The sequence below is a fragment of the Chroococcidiopsis sp. [FACHB-1243] genome, from assembly GCF_014696895.1.
Lineage (GTDB): Bacteria > Cyanobacteriota > Cyanobacteriia > Cyanobacteriales > Chroococcidiopsidaceae > Chroococcidiopsis.
This window is the reverse complement of the sequence record NZ_JACJQX010000019.1, coordinates 1-18,630: the sequence shown is the minus strand read 5'-3', so window position 1 is coordinate 18,630 and position 18,630 is coordinate 1. Positions and strand designations below refer to the sequence as shown.

Sequence of the window (18,630 nt, the reverse complement as noted above, 5' to 3'; positions counted from 1 at the left end):
ATCTTTAACTTGAAATAGGACGTAGGGTGTAGGTTGTGGTAGGGGCGCACATCTGTGCGCCCCTACAAGTAACAACGACTACGACAGCAGACTCGGACAAGTTAATACAAACACGTCTCTCGTTCCATCGGTCTCATCATTTAGCGGTTTAACGGGAGTCGTATAATGGAAAAATTCGCGATCGTTAAGTAACAAAAGTTCTCCAGGGTTGAGAGTTTTATTAAACACAGGACTTTCCTTTTTAGATCTGTATAAGTGCGTCTCTCCCCCTTGGACATTATTACGTCCGATAGAAAAGATCGCAATCAGATCTGTCCCATCACGGTGAATTCCCTCTGGTGCTGGATTGCCAAAATTGGTTGCCGAACAAGTCGTTCTAATTTGATGCACGCCAATTTCTCGAGAGTCAGAATACAATTTACAAGCATCATTAAAAGCAAACAGCAATCTTGTAAAATCTTCATGCACTACCAGAGCATCATCAATTTCATGAAATTCTCTTTGAATATCTCCGACTACAGGATTATATTCTTTGCTTTGAAATAAGCGACCGTGAGGTAATTTCACCACTTTTCCGTCTGTGATGCTAAAACGGGATAAACGGCGGCGGCGATAGTTACCCTTAATGTATGGATCTACTGGCAAATCTTGGAAAAAACGCTGCAACTCTTCTAAGTTGATAAAATTTGCCTTTTGTAATGTAAATAATAAGTCGTAGCCTAGTTTTTTTGAATTTAGTATTTTTTGCATAGAAAACTAATCCTTTATTTTCGATCCCCGATCGTTTTTGCTTATAGAAACAATCCCTATTTATAGTATAATTTGGATTTTTCAAACTGCTGTTAACTTCATTACAAAAAGTTTCAATTTATTAACAAAATGGCAAAATTGTCTCAAAAAATACTAAATTTTCTTCGAGCCATATTTTGTAAGTAAAAATACTAAAATCGTGTCTAAATACTGCGTAAGCGTTGCTGAATGAAGTTATCGCTTGCCAAAGTACAGATAAGAAATTTCCCTACTCTAAAACCATTGGATATCTTTATACAGTGGGTTACTAACCAATATGCACGTATGGTAATTTAGGTGGGGGAAATCAAAGCGTAGGACGGGTTTTTCATCTAGATCTTCGTATATGTCAGAGTTATGCGATAAACCCGCCGCTACAAATTACCAATTACCAATTACCAATTACCCATTACCCATTAAACCATTACCGTTTCTGGAACTGCACCTTGCATCTTGCTCAAAGCATCAATTAAAGTTTGCAATTGTTGTTCCGTTTTAAGGACTGCTAAACCGCGCACGGTGACTTTACCAGGCGAGTAAACAAAGCGCGATCGCAAACTATCAGGTAAGTTAGCAATCATCAAATTCCAAGCTGGTTCTTCCATCGCAGTTTCTAAAACAACGTGCTGTTTACCTTCGGGTTTGATGCGACTAAATCCTAATTTTCTCGCTAGTTGTTTTAATTCCATGACGCGCAATAATTGAGTTGCCCCAGTGGGAATTCCCCCGTAGCGATCGCTCCAATCTGCGGCAAGTTGGATTAACTCTTCCTTAGTTTTCGCCGCTGCTACAGCCCGATATGCACTCATCTTCTGGTCTAAATCGGTAATGTAATCTGTGGGAATAAACGCTGTCAAATTCAAATCGATTTGCGTATCTTCCACTTGGGGAATTTCCTGACCGCGAATTTCGCGCAAGGCTTCCTCTAACATTTCCATATATAAATCGAAACCAATTGCATCCATTTGACCGGATTGTTCTACGCCTAACAAATTTCCCACACCGCGAATTTCCATATCGCGCATTGCCAAGTGATAGCCAGAACCGAGTTGAGTGAATTCTTGAATTGCCCGCAAACGCTGCCTTGCGGTATCGGATAGCGCCCGTTGTTTGGGATAAAATAACCAGGCATGAGCCTGAATTCCCGCCCGTCCGACACGCCCCCGCAACTGGTAGAGTTGGGATAAACCGAAGCGGTGAGCATCTTCAATTAGAATTGTATTTACACGCGGGATATCTAAGCCCGATTCAATAATTGTCGTGCAAACCAAAATATCGGCTTCCCCATTACTAAAGGAAAGCATTGTTGATTCTAATTGGTTTTCATCTAATTGTCCGTGTCCAACTGCAATTCTCGCCCCGCCAACAATTTCTCTTAAAGTCGCTGCTGTCTCTTCAATTCCTTCGACACGCGGAACGACATAAAAAACTTGTCCGCCGCGATCGAGTTCTTGACGAATGGCGCTACGAATTGATTCAGTATCGTAAGGTGCGAGGTGAGTTTTGATCGGTCGGCGGGAGGGAGGCGGCGTAGTAATCAAACTCATCTCCCGAATTCCCGACAATGACATATACAAGGTGCGGGGAATGGGAGTCGCAGAAAGAGTTAGTACGTCTAACTGAGTTTTCAAGGCTTTAATTTTTTCTTTCTGGTTTACCCCAAATCTTTGTTCTTCGTCGATTATCAATAGTCCCAAATCGCGGAAGCTGACACCTTTACCCAGTAGTTGGTGCGTCCCGACCACAATATCTAATTCACCCGTCGCCAATCGCTTGAGTAGATCTTTTCGTTCCTCGGCACTCCGAAAGCGGTTGAGTAAGCCGACGTTTACCGGATAAGGGGCAAAGCGTTCTTTTAACGTGTGATAGTGCTGTTGCGTCAGAATGGTGGTAGGGGCAAGGAAAGCAACTTGCTTACCTGCGGTGACGGCTTTGAAAACAGCGCGAATTGCCACTTCAGTCTTACCAAAACCCACATCGCCACAGACTAAACGATCCATCGGGCGATCGCTTTCCATGTCGCGCTTGACATCTTGAGTCGCTTTGAGTTGGTCTGTTGTCGGTTGATAGGGGAAAGAATCTTCTAATTCTACCTGCCAAGGAGAATCAATTGGATAAGCATAACCCGATTGTTGCGATCGCTGAGCATATAATTGCAGCAGATCCACCGCCAGTTTTTTGATTGCTTTTCTGGCACGGTTTTTCGTGTTTGCCCACGCCTTACTCGACATTTTGTTCAGTTCTGGCGGCTTGCTGTCGGTGGCGCGAAACCTAGACAACGAACCGAGTTGATCGGCGGCGACGCGCAACAAACCATCGGCATATTGCACGACCAAATATTCTCGCGTTTCGCGATCGATCGTCAGACTTTCCAGCCGCAAAAACTTGCCAATCCCGTGGTTTCTGTGGACGACAAAATCCCCCGGACGCAACTTATTCGGATCGACTTGCTTCGAGGCGGCGCGGCGGCGCTTGCGAATGTAGCTAGGGGTAGCGAGGCTGTGCTGACCGTAGAATTCGCGGTCAGTCACCACCATCAGACGAAATGTAGGCAGAATAAAACCTTCTAATTCTGCTACCCCCGAATATTTCAACGCCACAGGTGTACGCTGAAGTTGCAATTTATCGATCGCCTGGTAATCGCGAGGATTGGGGATAAATTGGGCGGGACAATCGTGTTCTTGCAATAGGGAGACAGAACGGGATGGTTGAGCCGAAACCAGCCAAGTTGAAAAACCGCGATCGCGTTCTTGTCGAATTGTCTCTGCTAACTTCCCAAACGCATGAGGCGTGACGGGAATCGAACGACTGGCAAGATTGAGGGGAGTCACATAAGCAGAATTAGCTGAGGGACTTTCTTCAACTGCTAATTCCGATAAATATAATTCTTGAAATCCTTGGGCTGTTGCTAAAGAGTCTTCAAATGTTCTGTGAACTCTTGGTAATTGGTAATTGGTAGTTGGTAAGTCAACTCCGAATTCGGAATTCCGAATTCCCAATTGTTGCCACTGTTCCTCTGCATTCTCCACCCAGCGATCGCTGTGCGCTTGACATAGTTCTAGTTCGTCAATGGTGATAATCGTATCTTTGGGTAAATAGTCAAGCAGGGATGCGGGTTGGGGGAAAGCTAAACCCAGAAAGCGGCGGCTACCTTCTGGGTCATTTCCTGCGTCGAATAGTTCTCGTTCTTCTGGGGAAAGGTAGGTTTTAACAATTTCTGTTTGTTCCTCCGTTAGTGCTGCTTTAACGATGGGAGCAAAATTGGTTGGTGTAAGCACGACTTGTGATATCTTGTCAAGTGCCGTGCCACCCACAGAACTGCGTTGAGTCGCTGGGTCGAACTCGCGAATTTGTTCGATTTCATCGCCAAACCACTCCAAACGCACGGGCAATTCGGAAGAGACGGGAAACACGTCAACGATATCGCCGCGCCTGCTCCATTGTCCTTCGGTTTCTACCGTGGGTACGCGATCGTAACCCATTGCTGCAAGGCGATCGCCAAAGTCACCCAAATCGAATTCCATCCCCTTACTAATCGTCAGACAATAGGGTTGAAACACGTCTGCTGGTGGTAAGTGGGGTTGTAAAGCTCTTTCTGTGGCGACAATTGCCATTCTTGGTAATTGGTAATTGGTAATTGGTAATTGGTTAGGGTTTCTCCCATTACCCATTACCGATGACCCATTACCCTCTAATAAGTCTGCCAACACCTGCATCTGTCCCCAAGTCATTTCGGTTTCGGGGTCGAAGGGTTCGTAGGGCGATGCTTCTGAGGTTGGGTAAAAATGGACTCGATCCCAACCCATCGATTCGAGTTGAGCTGTCCAGCGTCCGGCTTCTTCCAGAGTGGCGCAGATAACGAGTAGGTGACGCTGTTGTGCTTGTGCTAAAGCCGAAGCTACCAACCCTTTAGGCAAGCGCGAAACGCCATTAAGAGAACAGACCTGCTGGCGATTGAGTTTAGATATGAGTTCGGTTGACAGTGGCGATCGCCCTAAGGCACGCACGATAGAAGAAAAAGCCATAAGTTATTAGCTACAGCAGACGGAAAATTGCAACGGGATAGATGCTATTTCTCCATTCTAAAATTCTCAACAATAATAGGGGGAAGGGTAATCGGTAGTTGGTAGTTGGTAGTTGGTAAGAGAGTGGTGCGTGTTGATGCGGGTGTAGGGGAGCCAGCGCCGTGCGGGAGATCGGTGCGTTGCGGGGATGGCGCGTCGCGGACTTCGTCGCCCTCCGTTGTAGCAACCGACCGTAGGGTGTCCCCGAGTCCCGCGACTGGCGTTGTGAGGTGTGAGGTGTAGTGGATTGTTAACTGGTCACTGGTCACTGGTCACTGCTCGTGTGCTCCCTGCTCCCTGCTCCCTACCTAAGTATAGTTGCTTATACTACCTCTCCATCCAATTGAGATTCTATGAAAAATTGTTGCATCATGACTTGGAAGCGAGAAACTGGAGATGAAAAGATCTCCGATACTGGATAATAGGTAGCCAACATTCAGCACCGCTTGCCCTGAGTAGCAGCAACAATTAAAACTAATGTCCTCCATTTCTCTTGAAGTTCTGACGATTCTCCTACTGATATTTGCCAATGGCATCTTTGTGATGTCGGAACTCGCGATCGTCTCGGCAAGGAAGGTAAGGCTACAAAGTCTGGCTAACCAGGGGGATAAAAAAGCTCGTGTCGCTCTAGACCTGGCGAATGCTCCCAATCAGTTTCTAGCTAGCGTACAAATTGGCATTACGCTACTAGCAATTTTATCTGGTGCTTTTGCAGAATCGGCTGTAGCAACTAGGCTGGCTCCACTGGTGAGTTTAGTACCTGGACTTGCGGCATACAACAGCGCGATCGCCTCTGTAAGTGCTGTTTTACTCGTTACTTATTTAACGCTAATTATTGGGGAACTCGTACCTAAACAATTAGCGCTCAATTACCCAGAAAAGATTGCAACTGTTGTTGCCATGCCGTTGCGGTTTTTGGCAAGGCTTGCTTCTCCTGTAGTTTATCTGCTCAGTGCCTCAACCGATCTTGTCGTGCGGTTGATGGGAATTAGACCTTCTAACGATCCGCAAGTGACAGAAGAAGAAATTCGCGTTTTGATCGAGCAGGGTACGGAAGCAGGAACTTTTGAAGCTGCCGAACAGGATATGGTAGAACGGGTATTTCGGTTGGGCGATCGCCCCGTTAGTGCTTTGATGACACCACGTCCTGATATTGTTTGGCTGGACTTGGAGGACACCCCTGAAGAAAATCGCCAAAAAATTCTCGATAGCTGTCATTCCCGCTTTCCAGTTTGTCAGGAGGGTTTAGATAACGTTCTGGGAATTAGTCACGTTACCGATATGTTGGAGCGTTGTTTGTCCGGTCAAGCCCTCGACCTTACCGTATCGTTGCGACAACCCATATTTGTTCCCGAAAGTACTAGGGGATTAAAAATCTTAGAATTATTTAAGCAAACGGGCATTCACATGGCATTGGTGGTAGACGAATACGGCGTGATCCAGGGCTTGGTGACGCTGAATGACATCATGGTGGAGATTGTCGGTGATGTCCCCAATGCAGGTGACTTAGAAGAACCAATGGCAGTGCAACGGGAAGATGGTTCTTGGTTGTTGGATGGGATGTTACCTGTAGATGAATTTTTTGAAATTTTTGATATTGAAGGAATTCCCAAAGAACATAGAGGTAGTTATCAAACTTTAGGCGGTTTTGTGATTACTCATCTCGGTCGCATTCCTGCTGCTACAGATAGTTTTGCATGGGAATTATTGCAGTTTGAAGTGATGGATATGGATGGTAATCGAGTAGATAAAGTGTTAGTTACTCCGATGGAAGGTAGAGGGGTAAAGCCAGAGAAGGAAGAGTAGGTAATTGGTAGTAGGTGGTTGGTGGTCGGTAATAGCTTTTATAGTAGGGTGGGCATTGCCCACCACCGATCTATGTAAACATATCACCTGCGATCGCTGACGCTTTTACTATTTTGGTCAGGATGAATCGATTAATACATGACATCGGCGGGGCGGGTTTATTGAGATTGTAAGCTGTGAGGAAATATTTCTAGTGAACCCGCCCCTACAATGAATGTTTATTCCAATCAATTATTTGGGAATTAATTCTTCTGTTTGCGGTTGGAGTGTTTCTACTTCCTCAGTAGTGCCGTACATTGAGTTATACATTTTCACGTATTCTTTTGCCGACTGATACCAACTGAAGTCTTGCTGCATTCCCCGCTGTTGTATGGCTTGCCAGTTTGGTTTGTAGTGAAAACCTTCCCAAGCACGCACCATACAAGTATAAAGGTCTAAGGGTTCGTAGCGATCGAAACAATAACCCGTACCGACATTATTTTCAGGGTCGTGATGAATAACAGTATCAACTAAGCCACCAGTCCGACGCACAATCGGCACGCAACCGTAACGCAACGCCATCATTTGACTGATACCGCAGGGTTCAAATCGACTTGGCATCAAGAAGGCATCGCTACCAGCATAAATCCGACGGGCAAGGGCATCATTGTAGAGTAAATACGTTGCCATCCGCCCGGGAAAACGCGATGCCATCTGCCACAATTGAGTTTCATAATAGCGATCGCCCGTGCCTAAAATAATAATTTGGGCATCGGTATACGAGAGAAATCGATCCAAAATTTGGATTGCTAAATCGATTCCTTTTTGTTCTACCAGCCGCGTCACCATTCCCACTAAAAAGGCTTTGGAGTTTACCTCTAACCCCACTTCTTCTTGAATGGCAACTTTATTTGGCTTCCGCTGCTCTAGGGTCTCAGTTGTGAAAGTTTTAGCAATATATTTATCGTTTTCTGGATTGTAGACATCAACATCAATGCCGTTAACAATACCCCATAATTTACCGCTAATAAAAGACATTAAACCTTCGAGAGTTTCGCCATAAGCCGCCGTTTGAATCTGTTTGGCATAAGTTGGAGAAACTGTATTCACGCGATCGGCAAATTGTACCGCCGCTGCCATTGTATTATGTCCTTGCATGTACCAAGGACACCACGTAATTTTCTCTAAATACCAACGCCAGGGACCTTGATAAGCCAAGTTATGAATCGTAAATACGCTGGTAATATCTGGAGATTGGTGCATCCAAACGGGGATCATCCCTGTATGCCAATCGTGACAGTGGATAATATCGGGTTTCCAATAGTTCCAGCAAAATTCTGCTGCGCCGTTAGAAAACAAGGTGAAACGCCAGTGTTCGTCTTCCCCAGAATAAATACGACGGGGTGCAAATGCTTGATGCCCGAATAAATACAAGGGAACATCCGTTCCAGGCAGCACGGCTTCGTAAACCTTAAAATCCTGAAACATGGCAGCTCCAGACCAGATTGGATCTTGGGGAATCTCCATTTTGTCTGGTAGAAAGCCATAATAGGGCAGAAAAATTCGCACGTCATGCCCCATTTCTCTGAGAATTTTCGGTAACGCTCCGACGACATCGCCCATTCCGCCAACTTTGGCGACTGGCGCTGCTTCTGCGGCAACAAACAAAATTCGCATGTTTAGTGAGTAGTGAGTGGTGAGTAGATTGGTAAAGATCGCTCTGTATAGAGACATTACATGTAACGTCTCTACAATACCTGTCCGCGTTGAATTTGCGCGAAGATTTCGGCTAGTATCTCTTGCGCTCCTTGTTGACGAAGGCGTTGGGCTAATTCGATGCCAAGCTTTTCTGCCTCCGTGGGCGCACCAGTTACGGTATCTTTAATCAATCTTTGCCCGTCTAAACTAGCTACCATACCCGTGAGAGTTAGCACATCTCCCTCTAGGCTAGTGTTAACGCCGATAGGCACTTGACAGCCACCTTCTAATTCCCGCAGAAAGGCACGTTCGGCAAGAGCGCGATCGCGTGTGGGTATGTCTTCAATCGCCTTAATTAAAGATAAGACTTCTTCGTCACCCGCACGACATTCTATTCCCAAAGCGCCTTGTCCGACAGCGTGCAAGGAGATTTCTGCTGGAATGACCCGATCGACGCGATCGCCTAATCCTAGTCTTTGTAGCCCCGCTACTGCCAATACTAGGGCATCATATTCTCCAGCATCGAGTTTTTGCAGGCGTGTAATTACGTTACCACGCACATCTTTAAATGCTAGGTGGGGGAAGTGATAGCGTAGTTGTGCCAGTCTGCGTAAAGAGGAAGTCCCGATGACGGCTCCTTCTGGCAATGTATCGAATTGTTTATCTTTATACTTAGAATGTAAAACTAAAGCATCCGCCGGATTTTCTCTTTCTGTGACCGCTCCCAACATCAACCCTTCCGGTAAGCGAGTCGGCAAGTCTTTCAGGGAATGTACGGCAAAATCAATTTCCTGATTGAGCATCCCCACTTCTAACTCTTTAGTAAATAACCCTTTATCACCAATCTTGGCAAGGGCAACGTCGAGAATTTTATCTCCTTGAGTAGACATGGTGTGGACTTCAAAAGTGCGATCTGGAAAAGCTTTTTGCAGTTGTTCTTGCACCCAATAAGTTTGAACTAAAGCCAACTGGCTCTTGCGCGAACCAATGCGAATTGTGCGGGCAGGGCTGGAGACCGTGGGTGAGGCGTTGGAGGACATACTAAAGCAGCATTTATAGCTTAAATCTGAGTCACTCGATCTAGACTACCGCAGGACTGCACCCAATGGAGTCAGTTGTCAGTTGTCAGTTGTCAGTGTAGAGACGATACATGTATCGTCTCTACAAAATTCTCCTCGCTCCTCACCATCATGACTAAAGTAATAGTTATATTCGTTACTTTCTCTACAGGCGATCGCGGTTTTTCGATTTTTATGATGGTGATATCAAATCTTAGAAACGCCAGAGAACGCTACCATGCAATTCATCACCAGACAATTTAAACATATTCCTGTGTTAGCCAGCGCGATCGCCTTGAGTATTGCCACCGTACCGCTAGCAGCTCAAGCTGAACCTATCGCACCTGGATCGCAAACTTCCGCGTCACAAACAATCGCCCAAGCTCAAGATAAAATTCCACCTCGATTTGAAAAACTGGGGTTAACTCAGGAACAAAGAGATAAAATTGCCGAAATCCGCCGCAATACCCGCGCTCAAATCGAAGCAGTCATGACACCAGCACAGAGGGAACAACTCAAAACCGTTAGAGAAAGCAGACAACGCCGCCGCGAAGCGTTAGCTTCTCTCAACCTAACTCCAGAGCAGAAAAATAGAATGCAACAAATTCGTCAATCTGCCAAATCTCAGTTTGACGCAGTATTAACCCCAGAACAGCAACAACAACTACAGCAAATGAGACAAGAACGAGGCTGGAAGGGACGAAGAGGCGATCGCTAAGGAATTCGGAATTCGGAATTAATAAACCTTTTGCTACGCACTGGTCACTGATAACCCCTCCCCCAGTATTTTTGTTGTAGGTCAAATCAGTTAAGATATCTAGGCACAAGTGAACTGTAATAGCATAGGGAAACATCGGTGTAAGTCCGAGGCTGTGCCGCAGCTGTAAATGATTTTGTCGCTTGTCATTTGTCACTAGTCATTTGTTGCTCTAACTGCAAATGACTGATAACAGATGAACGATGACGAATAGTAAGCCAGAATGCCTGTGCTGTTATCCGCTCACGCTATTTCCTGCGTCGCACGGGAAAGGAGCTAGAATCTCAATGCTTAGCGATCGCCATTTAACTCCGTTGGAAGATATCTCTTTGCAATTACCACCTCTGCCGCTACAGCGTCCTCTATTACTGATCGGTCATGGAACTAGAGATGAAGCTGGACGGCAAAGCTTGCTAGATTTTGCCTCTGCATACCAAGCTTTAGATACCTCTAGACCAGTTCTACCCTGCTTTCTGGAACTGACAGAACCAACAATTCAGGAAGGGGTAGATCGATGCGTAGAGAAGGGTTTTACAGAAATTTCCGTGCTGCCAATTTTACTGTTTGCCGCACGGCATAACAAATTTGATGTAACGAACGAACTCGATCGCGCTAGAGCCAGACATCCGCAGCTTAAATTTTACTACGGACGGCATTTTGGCATTACGCCCGGAATTCTCGATTTGTGGCGATCGCGTCTGGCAGACATAGACCATCCTCAAATTGAGCGTGCAGATACCGTATTATTATTTGTCGGTCGCGGTTCTAGCGATCCTGATGCCAATGGCGATGCTTGCAAGCTCGCCCGCATTCTCTGGGAAGGTAGCGGCTATTCTACTGTAGAAACCTGCTTTATCGGCATCACGCACCCGCGCTTAGAAGCAGGTTTCCAACGCGCTTTACTCTATCAACCCAAACGGATTGTTATTCTACCTCACTTTCTCTTTACGGGTACGCTAGTTAAAAAGATTTTTGATGTCGCAGCTCAACAGCAACAAAAGTATCCCCAAATTGAAATCGCCTGTTTGCCAGAAATAGGACTGCATCCGCTCCTATTTAGCATTCTCAGAGAAAGAGAAATCGAAACTCATTTAGGTCAAGTCCAGATGAATTGCGAGATGTGCAAATTCCGCCTAGCAGCTGTAGCAGGTGACACGCATTCTCATAGCCACACCCACGACAACCATCACCATCATCACCACGACCATCACCACCCGCCTGTAGATCCTTACGCTAATGCGGTAGACTATCATCAAAAAATCTGGCAAGTTCCATAATGGATTTGGTAATAGGTAATGGGTAATGATGGTTGGTTATTAGTACAGTAGGGTGTGCGATCGCGTCGCGTAACGCACTTACGCATATTTCAGAAGTCAAAGTATGAGTGCCTATAGTCATTAGTCATCCGTCATTTGTCATTTGTGAATAACTAGTGACTCATGACCAACGACCAATTACCAATTACCAATTACCAATTACCAATTACCAATGACGAAAGAATTCACCATAGGCGAAACAGTCCGAGTTGTCGCCTTGCCACCTTACATTAAAACAGCCGAGCCGATGCCGATGCTGCGTCCTCCCGATACAATTCGTCTGCGGGAAGAAGGGATAGTTACAGATCGCCGTCCTGGGGGATATTGGGTCGTCCGGTTCGATCGCGGTACTTTTCTGCTCGATAGCCAATATATTGAGAGCATCACATCAGAACCAGAATCACCACCTGCATCTCATGTGGAACCATCTTTACCTGCGGATGCCGATCGCAGCGAGGACTAATGTAAACTTATGTTAACTGGACTTGCAGTTGACATCATGATATTTCGTCGAACTTTTTTAACCTCTGTTTTTGCGTGTTGCCTGTCTATTTTGGTTTGGTGTCATTTTGCTACCCCAGCCTTAGCGCTTGGGGGTAAACTACCACCAGTGAACCAACCCGCACCACAATTTACCCTACCTACCAATACGGGAGATGGAGAAGTTTCCCTTTCCGACTTGCGCGGTCAGTGGGTCGTACTTTATTTTTATCCCAAGGACTTTACAGCAGGCTGTACCCTAGAAGCCAAACGCTTTCAACAAGACTTACCCAAGTACATTGACAAAAATGCTCAGATTATTGGCGTGAGTGCTGATTCTATCGATTCCCATGCCGAATTCTGCGATTCAGAAGGGTTAAAATTTCCTCTGCTTGCAGATACCACAGGGGAAGTGAGTAAAGCATACGGTTCGTGGATTGGTGTTGTTTCGATGCGCCATAGTTTTCTCATCGACCCAGATGGGATTTTACGCGAAACTTTTGTGAAGGTAAATCCTGCCATTCACAGCATGGAAGTTCTAGCACGGTTAGAGGAATTACAAAAAAACACTGCCTAAAAGCTAAAGTGTAGAGACGTGCCATGTCATGTCTCTACTTAGTTTTCAGCGTGTCTTATGGACTTCGAGCCGAAATACCAGCCGATTAGACGGAAAGTCAGGTATCAAGTCAGCGATCGCGAATCGATTGAAATTACCGATCGCAAACCTTTAGAAATATTACGAGATACGGAAGGATTAATCCGCCGTCAAGCTGTAGCCGCGATCGTCCCAGTTGTATCGCAGCCATTAGCAGCTAAAATTGAATCGGCTTCAGAGGTTGCGGAAGACTCGTTAAGCGTGTTAGCAGAAATCGATCTCGATGCGATTAGCGATGTGGAGTTACAGCCAGCCAGAATCTTAGTTGGCTTGAGTTTTGTTGGTTTTGGCGCACTGGCGATCGCTTTACTAACCTTGTTTATTTACACCCTTCATCCTCAACTTACCCACCAGCAGCAAATTCACCAATACTGGTATCCTTACGTCTTTTTTGTCTCTTTAGGCGTGACAGGGTTGCTAACGCTAGGGCGAGAAATAATGCGTTTTACCAAATAGGGAGTAGGGAGTAGGGAGCAGGGGGGAAAAAAACACCATGTACCACCCACCACTCACCACCCGATTACCAATTACCCGCTAATTAAGAATTATCGCATCATCCCAAACTGACTTCCGCCACGAATCATCGATTTGCTGTTGGCATCAAGATCGATCTGACATTGAGTTGGAATAGCACTGAAGTCACAAGTGTAAGTGGCTAGAAGTTGCTTTTGCTCGTTGAAAACTCTCAGATTATAGCCGCGATCCATAGCATCAGTACCAAAATGATGCACGAACTCGTATTGTTGAATATAGTCTAAAGAATTCCAATTTTGCCGTTTTACTTGCAAGTCGATGCGTCCTGAATCGCCATTTTGTTGAGCGGGATAAGCCAGCCAATGACTCAGCAAATCCCCACCAAACTGCTCTTTTGCCCACCACAGACTGGGAGTTGTCACAGTGTCTTGAACAGTGTCTTGAGATGCAGTATTTGGCGCGATCGCGCGATCGTTATGGTCAATTGTCGCTCGCGTTAAACCCAGTTCTAGCAGAGCTTGAGAAGGCTGAGCCGTAACTATTTGTAACGTTGAGTTTGAGTTTGGCAATGGCGCGATCGCCCCCAAGCTTATTCCTACTAAAATTCCTGATAATTTCCAGAATGAATTCATCACCCTTGCTGCTGGCTGCTACTTTAACTTGTATCTCGACTTTATTAACATAATTTCTGCTTAGTGGCAAGGAAATTTATTATTGGAAAAAGTGAGTGGGAAGCTAGGAGTTAGCAGTGATGGTAGTTGGTAGTTGGTAGTTGGTGAAAGGCGCTCTTGCGCTCTTGCGAGAGGCAAGAGACTTGTGACTTGTGACTTATAGCTCCCTCAGCTCCCGAGAGCTTCCTCAGCTCTCTTCTCCCCCCTGCTCCCAGCTCGTCCCTGCTCCCTGCTCCCTTTGACTTCGATTGACAATTTTGCGGGTTTTCTGCCAAATAACTAGAAAGAAAGTTCCAGAGATGAGCGCTCCTAAAGATATTTTGATTGTATTTTTGATTTGCGCTCCAAGATTATTTTCGCGGCTAGCTGCTTGGGCTTGAAGCGATCGCTCGTTCTGAGATAAGCTAGCTAGCAATTGTTGTTTAACTACCTCTAGATTTCCTATTTCTGGCGGAGTTGCTTGAGGATTAATGCGGCTTAAAATTGCGGCTATGTCTGCTGATGTTTGGGCTTGATTTATCTGTTCTTTTAATTGCTGAAGTTGTGCCGATCTTGTGGCAATTTGAGTTGAATTTTGTTGGTCAATTCTGACAATAGCGTTAATTGATAATGGTAAGAGCAAAAAATATAAAATTCCTCCTAATAAACTGAGCCAGGACAAAAATTTAAAGAACCGAAATTGAGATTCTCCAATTAAAACAAAAATCAGCGCTAAAATTGGTACGGGTGCGCGTTCTACAAGTTGATTTGCTAGCTGAAACTCCCACACGGGATTAGTAAAATTGAAAGGAATCAGAATTGCTAGCAGATCTAATAAAAATAAAGATAATAAAGTATAGCCTGCTAAACGAAATAACGGTTCGAGATGACTGTGCGATTGTGCCACAAGATGGATGACCTGTTGTACTGTTTTCTTTGAGACAAAGGAGAGGGGGACAAGGGAGACAAGGGAGAGGGGGAAGAAGGGGAGCAATTCTAGTCACTAGACACCAACCACTAGTCACTCTTTACTGATAACTGTTAACTGTTAAATTGGAGGAAAGCGAGAACTCCACCACTTATACGAAGAAAACCAAGCCTGTTCTAAGGTAGAGTAAGCTTCGGACGTAGGCTGTTTTAAAGGTAAAGATAAATGAGTCCAAATGCAACGGTTATCTCTTAATTCTTGTCTCCCCAATAACCATAATGCAATGCGTGGAAATTGAAAATCGTAGCGCAAGCGATTTGCGTCAAATTGGGAAGGAGTGAACGTATTCCCACCACGAGAATTAATACATGCATTTAAATATGCTCTTTGTTGATGTACGAAAACTGCGTAATAACCTAATTGTGGATTGCGGCGAATTTGCAGTGGAGATTGATTGGTTGGAAATGATAGATTAAGATTGTCTGCGATCGCTTGTTGTCCATCTCCTACAGTATTTAATTCATAGCGCACATCAACATTGAGTAACAAATCGTTTTGTTTATATTGATAGCGTCTACCTGGAAATGCTACCTTACCATATGGTTCTTGTTCTACAATTCGATCTGGTAGCGGTTGACTTGCGACTTGTTGCCACTGTGGAAGAGGAACTGTAGCAGGAAATGTAAAAGGAGTAACTTTTCGCTTACCAATGTTTGAATCGAGTAACACTCGACTAGATACAAACAATACATTGACAAATGTGAAAATTAATAGCGGTGTTCGCCAGCGCTGCCAAAGCTTCATAGTTCAGAAAGTTCTCTCTTGTCTGAATGTTCGGAAAGCGATCTTTTACTAGTTAAATAACAGAATCCTCCAAATAATAAAGTAGAAGTTAGAAAAAAGACTTGCGAACCCGTACCGACGTGCCAGTATTTAAATGTAGCTTCGGTTGTGTAAGCGTGTAAAATGGCTAAAATAGCGACTCTTACTCCATTGACAACAAAAGCGATCGCAACTGCGGCTAAAGGAACGAGGATTTTTTGAATTGTTTGAGTCGGAAACATGATTAAGAACAATACAGATAGTTTTAATAAAGGAAATATACTTTCCCAACCAGAACAGCCAGCGGCTACCTCTACAGCTTTGCCATTAGCTAGAACAATATTGACTCCCTCGCGATAAAACTCTACTCCTAGATAAGTCAAAATCAAAGAGGCAAAATTCGCCGTGTATAGAGCTAGAATGCCAATTCGATTAATTAGCAGCTCTACAGGAATCGAAAAAGCAAAAATAATGATTATCTCTTGCCAATATTGATGTAATCTATTTGCTCCAGAAGCAAGTAAAACCAATCCTATAGCAGCGATAAAGGGAATAAAATGAAATAAATTGTCGAAACTAGTCATCCATAGACTTCTGAGGAGAACAAAGCCTAGAAGACTAAAGCCGAGGAAGCTGGAAACAATATCGCTTTGCAAAATTAATTTATGACGTTTCTCCCATAACAAAGTTGCCACAGCGAACCAACAAAGAAGACTGAGAATAAATTGATTTGAATCGGCATTACTCCGCCAAATTAAACTTGCATGAATAGTCGCTATACCACCCGCGATCGCCATTAACCAAAATTGCGGTTGTTGTAGCGATCGCCATCCATCTTGCGAAAAAACTTTCATAAAATTACCAATTACCAATTACTAATCATCCCCATAACCTACGTCTAGGAGATCCATTCAAGCGATCGTGAGTATCAGATAATAATTGCGGAATATCTAATTTTTCGGGACAGCGCGGTAAACAATCACCGCATTGAGTACATTTATTTGCTTTCATGCCAGGAAACCAGTGTCCGGCATTTTCAAACATTTGATAACGATATTTGCCGTACTCTTGCATATTGTAAGCAATAGTCAGATTTCGCAGGCGCAAAACTTCGGGAATATTTATCTTTTCAGGACAAGGCAAACATTTGTAGCATTGACTACAGCGATCGCTTGCTAAAGTTGTGGCAGCATGAGTTTCTAAACGCTGTAAAACTGCAATTTCTGCATCAGTTAGGGGTGTGTCACAATCAGCGACTTGTAAAGGGACGTTTAACTCTTCTGGGGTGGCTGCACCGATGCTGAGGGTAGTAATACGGCGATCGCTCAGTAAAAAGCGATAGTTTAGTTCTAATGGGGAAAAAGGCTGGCACAAGTCTTTAAGTGTCTCTGGTGGAGTGTATAAGAGTCCTCCCTTATCCGCAGGAGAAATAATAAATACACCCATATCTTTACTATGGGCGAGTTCTATTGCTGGGGCATGACGTTGAAAAAAATAGTAATAATGTAGGTTGACAAATTCAAATAGATCGGTGGCGATCGCTGCTAATATCACATCTAAAGATGCGTGAGTGGAAAAACCAACGTGTCTTACCCGTCCATCAGCAACAGCTTCCCTTACTGCTTGCATACAACCATGCGATCGTCGTACGAGATCGAGATGTTCCCAATTGTTAATTCCGTGAATTGCCAAGCAATCTAAATAATCGACTCCAATACGTTCTAAAGATTCATCAATATAACAACGTATCGACTCTGCATCTGTCGTAGGGGGAATTTTGGTGGTGATATGAAGCTGGGAACGAGGGACGGGCAAACCTTTTTTAAGTGCTGCACCCAGATATAATTCGCTGTCACCATAGCCTCTAGCTGTTTCGATGTGATTGATCCCTAGTGCAACTGCGCGATCGATTGTTTTATAGGCATTTTCCTCCGAAGCCAAGTAACGCATCGCTCCTAACGAAAACGCCGAAAGATTGAGATTCGTCTTGCCAAATCGTCGGTAGTGCATTGGTTCAGTCTGTACTAGGTTCAATCCCTAATGGGAGACAATTAAATTTCAACCATAGCGCAGTAGGCGATCTTATTCCAGCACTTCCAAAAAAAAAGTCAATTCCTAATAGGGAGAGCGTTAAATTTCAACATGCACGGTGTAGCCTGTTCTTTTGGTTTCATTGCGGTTTCAATCCCTAATAGGGAGGCAATTAAATTTCAACGCGATCTTGGTATCTGCAATTAATCGTGTTTCAATCCCTAATAGGGCGTTAATTGAATTTCAACAATCAGCTCAGCCTCTTCTCTAATCTGCAACCCGGTTTCAATCCCTAATAGGGTGTTAATTAAATTTCAACATAAATTCGAGTTATGTCTTAAAGGTAACGTGGTAATTTGTTTCAATCCCTAATAGGGTGTTAATTAAATTTCAACATCGGCGGGTTGCACAAAAAAGAGGTTCTCAAACTCCAGTTTCAATCCCTAATAGGGTGTTAATTAAATTTCAACCTTTGGTCGCAGCTGCTGCTAAGGAACTTGCCTTAGTTTCAATCCCTAATAGGGTGTTAATTAAATTTCAACGCAATGGGAAGTTTGTTAACCGCAGAGGATTTAGGTTTCAATCCCTAATAGGGTGTTAATTAAATTTCAACGAGTAGCACAATCGTCGGGGAATTAATTGATACTGTGTTTCAATCCCTAATAGGGTGTTAATTAAATTTCAACATAAATACGGCTCCACCCTTGCCCCTACCATTCCAGCGTAGTTTCAATCCCTAATAGGGTGTTAATTAAATTTCAACTCCGATTGCCGTGCTTTATTGGTTTGCCCTAAAGTTTCAATCCCTAATAGGGTGTTAATTAAATTTCAACTAGTTTCGTAATTCCCGCTTTTGCCGTTAAATGCAAGGTTTCAATCCCTAATAGGGTGTTAATTAAATTTCAACTGCGATCGCACCTACCACTTAATAGGAGATAAGTTTCAATCCCTAATAGGGTGTTAATTAAATTTCAACATTGGGTGATGGTTCCTTTGACCGCTCCAGTAAATATGTTTCAATCCAGAAATGTTGAATCCTGAGACAAATCTTCATATAATTTTTGATACTTCTCTGTGAAAAGAGAATCGGTCAACATTTCACGATCTTCTCCATCCAATGAAC

General features: G+C 44.2%; 17 protein-coding genes, 1 CRISPR repeat array and 1 riboswitch. Of the genes, 7 read left to right on the top strand and 10 right to left on the bottom strand.

Annotated features, from left to right (window positions below; genetic code table 11):
* Window positions 1–78 precede the first annotated feature (78 nt).
* The 3 genes from H6G17_RS15410 to H6G17_RS15400 all read right to left on the bottom strand — a co-directional run bounded on the left by H6G17_RS15410 (window position 79) and on the right by H6G17_RS15400 (window position 5,122).
* Complete coding sequence (locus tag H6G17_RS15410) at window positions 79–750, bottom strand: 2OG-Fe dioxygenase family protein (protein WP_192158581.1); 672 nt, start codon at window positions 748–750, stop codon at window positions 79–81.
* A 455-nt stretch (window positions 751–1,205) separates the two neighbouring features.
* A complete protein-coding gene (gene mfd, locus H6G17_RS15405; RefSeq protein ID WP_192158577.1) occupies window positions 1,206–4,814 on the bottom strand; it encodes a transcription-repair coupling factor in 3,609 nt (1,202 codons plus the stop codon).
* A gap of 44 nt (window positions 4,815–4,858) precedes the next feature.
* Window positions 4,859–5,122, bottom strand: coding sequence for a hypothetical protein (locus tag H6G17_RS15400; protein WP_192158575.1), 264 nt, complete (start codon window positions 5,120–5,122; stop codon window positions 4,859–4,861).
* A gap of 208 nt (window positions 5,123–5,330) precedes the next feature.
* Between H6G17_RS15400 and H6G17_RS15395 the strand changes: the two genes are divergently transcribed.
* Window positions 5,331–6,659: a hemolysin family protein gene (locus H6G17_RS15395; RefSeq protein ID WP_192158573.1), complete on the top strand. Its 1,329-nt coding sequence runs from the start codon at window positions 5,331–5,333 to the stop codon at window positions 6,657–6,659.
* A gap of 231 nt (window positions 6,660–6,890) precedes the next feature.
* On the opposite strand, the gene glgA is transcribed toward H6G17_RS15395, so the two are convergent.
* Window positions 6,891–8,315, bottom strand: a complete 1,425-nt coding sequence (gene glgA, locus H6G17_RS15390; protein ID WP_192158571.1) for a glycogen synthase GlgA — start codon at window positions 8,313–8,315, stop codon at window positions 6,891–6,893.
* 71 nt (window positions 8,316–8,386) lie between these two features.
* Window positions 8,387–9,376, bottom strand: a complete 990-nt coding sequence (gene hemC / locus H6G17_RS15385; protein WP_192158569.1) for a hydroxymethylbilane synthase — start codon at window positions 9,374–9,376, stop codon at window positions 8,387–8,389.
* Window positions 9,377–9,526: 150 nt separating this feature from the next.
* Here hemC and H6G17_RS34140 point away from each other — a divergent pair, with 150 nt between their 5' ends.
* The 6 genes from H6G17_RS34140 (at window position 9,527) to H6G17_RS15360 (ending at window position 13,058) form a co-directional block, all read left to right on the top strand.
* The gene (locus H6G17_RS34140; protein ID WP_277876015.1) at window positions 9,527–9,658 is read left to right on the top strand and encodes a hypothetical protein; all 132 of its coding nucleotides are present in this window, start codon (window positions 9,527–9,529) and stop codon (window positions 9,656–9,658) included.
* On the top strand, window positions 9,633–10,112 hold the full coding sequence (locus H6G17_RS15380) for a Spy/CpxP family protein refolding chaperone (RefSeq protein ID WP_192158567.1): 480 nt from the start codon (window positions 9,633–9,635) through the stop codon (window positions 10,110–10,112). The genes H6G17_RS34140 and H6G17_RS15380 overlap by 26 nt, the downstream gene beginning before the upstream one ends.
* An 86-nt stretch (window positions 10,113–10,198) precedes the next feature.
* A riboswitch (cobalamin riboswitch) is annotated at window positions 10,199–10,401 on the top strand.
* Between the two features lie 37 nt (window positions 10,402–10,438).
* On the top strand, window positions 10,439–11,428 hold the full coding sequence (locus H6G17_RS15375; RefSeq protein WP_192158565.1) for a sirohydrochlorin chelatase: 990 nt from the start codon (window positions 10,439–10,441) through the stop codon (window positions 11,426–11,428).
* A gap of 211 nt (window positions 11,429–11,639) precedes the next feature.
* Window positions 11,640–11,930: a regulatory protein SipA gene (gene sipA / locus H6G17_RS15370; protein ID WP_192158563.1), complete on the top strand. Its 291-nt coding sequence runs from the start codon at window positions 11,640–11,642 to the stop codon at window positions 11,928–11,930.
* Window positions 11,931–11,966: 36 nt separating this feature from the next.
* Window positions 11,967–12,524: a peroxiredoxin gene (locus H6G17_RS15365; protein ID WP_192158756.1), complete on the top strand. Its 558-nt coding sequence runs from the start codon at window positions 11,967–11,969 to the stop codon at window positions 12,522–12,524.
* 57 nt (window positions 12,525–12,581) lie between these two features.
* The gene (locus tag H6G17_RS15360) at window positions 12,582–13,058 is read left to right on the top strand and encodes a hypothetical protein (RefSeq protein WP_192158560.1); all 477 of its coding nucleotides are present in this window, start codon (window positions 12,582–12,584) and stop codon (window positions 13,056–13,058) included.
* An 89-nt stretch (window positions 13,059–13,147) separates the two neighbouring features.
* Here H6G17_RS15360 and H6G17_RS15355 read toward each other — a convergent pair whose 3' ends face one another.
* The 5 genes from H6G17_RS15355 to H6G17_RS15335 form a co-directional block, all read right to left on the bottom strand.
* Entirely contained in the window at window positions 13,148–13,708 is a 561-nt protein-coding gene (locus H6G17_RS15355) for a hypothetical protein (RefSeq protein WP_192158557.1), read from the bottom strand.
* Window positions 13,709–13,934: 226 nt separating this feature from the next.
* The gene (locus H6G17_RS15350; RefSeq protein ID WP_192158555.1) at window positions 13,935–14,633 is read right to left on the bottom strand and encodes an HpsJ family protein; all 699 of its coding nucleotides are present in this window, start codon (window positions 14,631–14,633) and stop codon (window positions 13,935–13,937) included.
* 141 nt (window positions 14,634–14,774) lie between these two features.
* Entirely contained in the window at window positions 14,775–15,458 is a 684-nt protein-coding gene (locus H6G17_RS15345) for a cyanoexosortase A system-associated protein (protein WP_192158553.1), read from the bottom strand.
* Window positions 15,455–16,330 carry a cyanoexosortase A gene (gene crtA, locus H6G17_RS15340; RefSeq protein WP_192158551.1) on the bottom strand — a complete coding sequence of 292 codons (876 nt, stop codon included), beginning with the start codon at window positions 16,328–16,330 and terminating at the stop codon, window positions 15,455–15,457. The genes H6G17_RS15345 and crtA overlap by 4 nt, the downstream gene beginning before the upstream one ends.
* Before the next feature lie 25 nt (window positions 16,331–16,355).
* Complete coding sequence (locus tag H6G17_RS15335) at window positions 16,356–17,486, bottom strand: aldo/keto reductase (protein WP_192158549.1); 1,131 nt, start codon at window positions 17,484–17,486, stop codon at window positions 16,356–16,358.
* A 16-nt stretch (window positions 17,487–17,502) separates the two neighbouring features.
* Window positions 17,503–18,557: a CRISPR direct-repeat array (repeat unit 37 nt; unit sequence GTTTCAATCCCTAATAGGGTGTTAATTAAATTTCAAC).
* Window positions 18,558–18,630 lie beyond the last annotated feature (73 nt).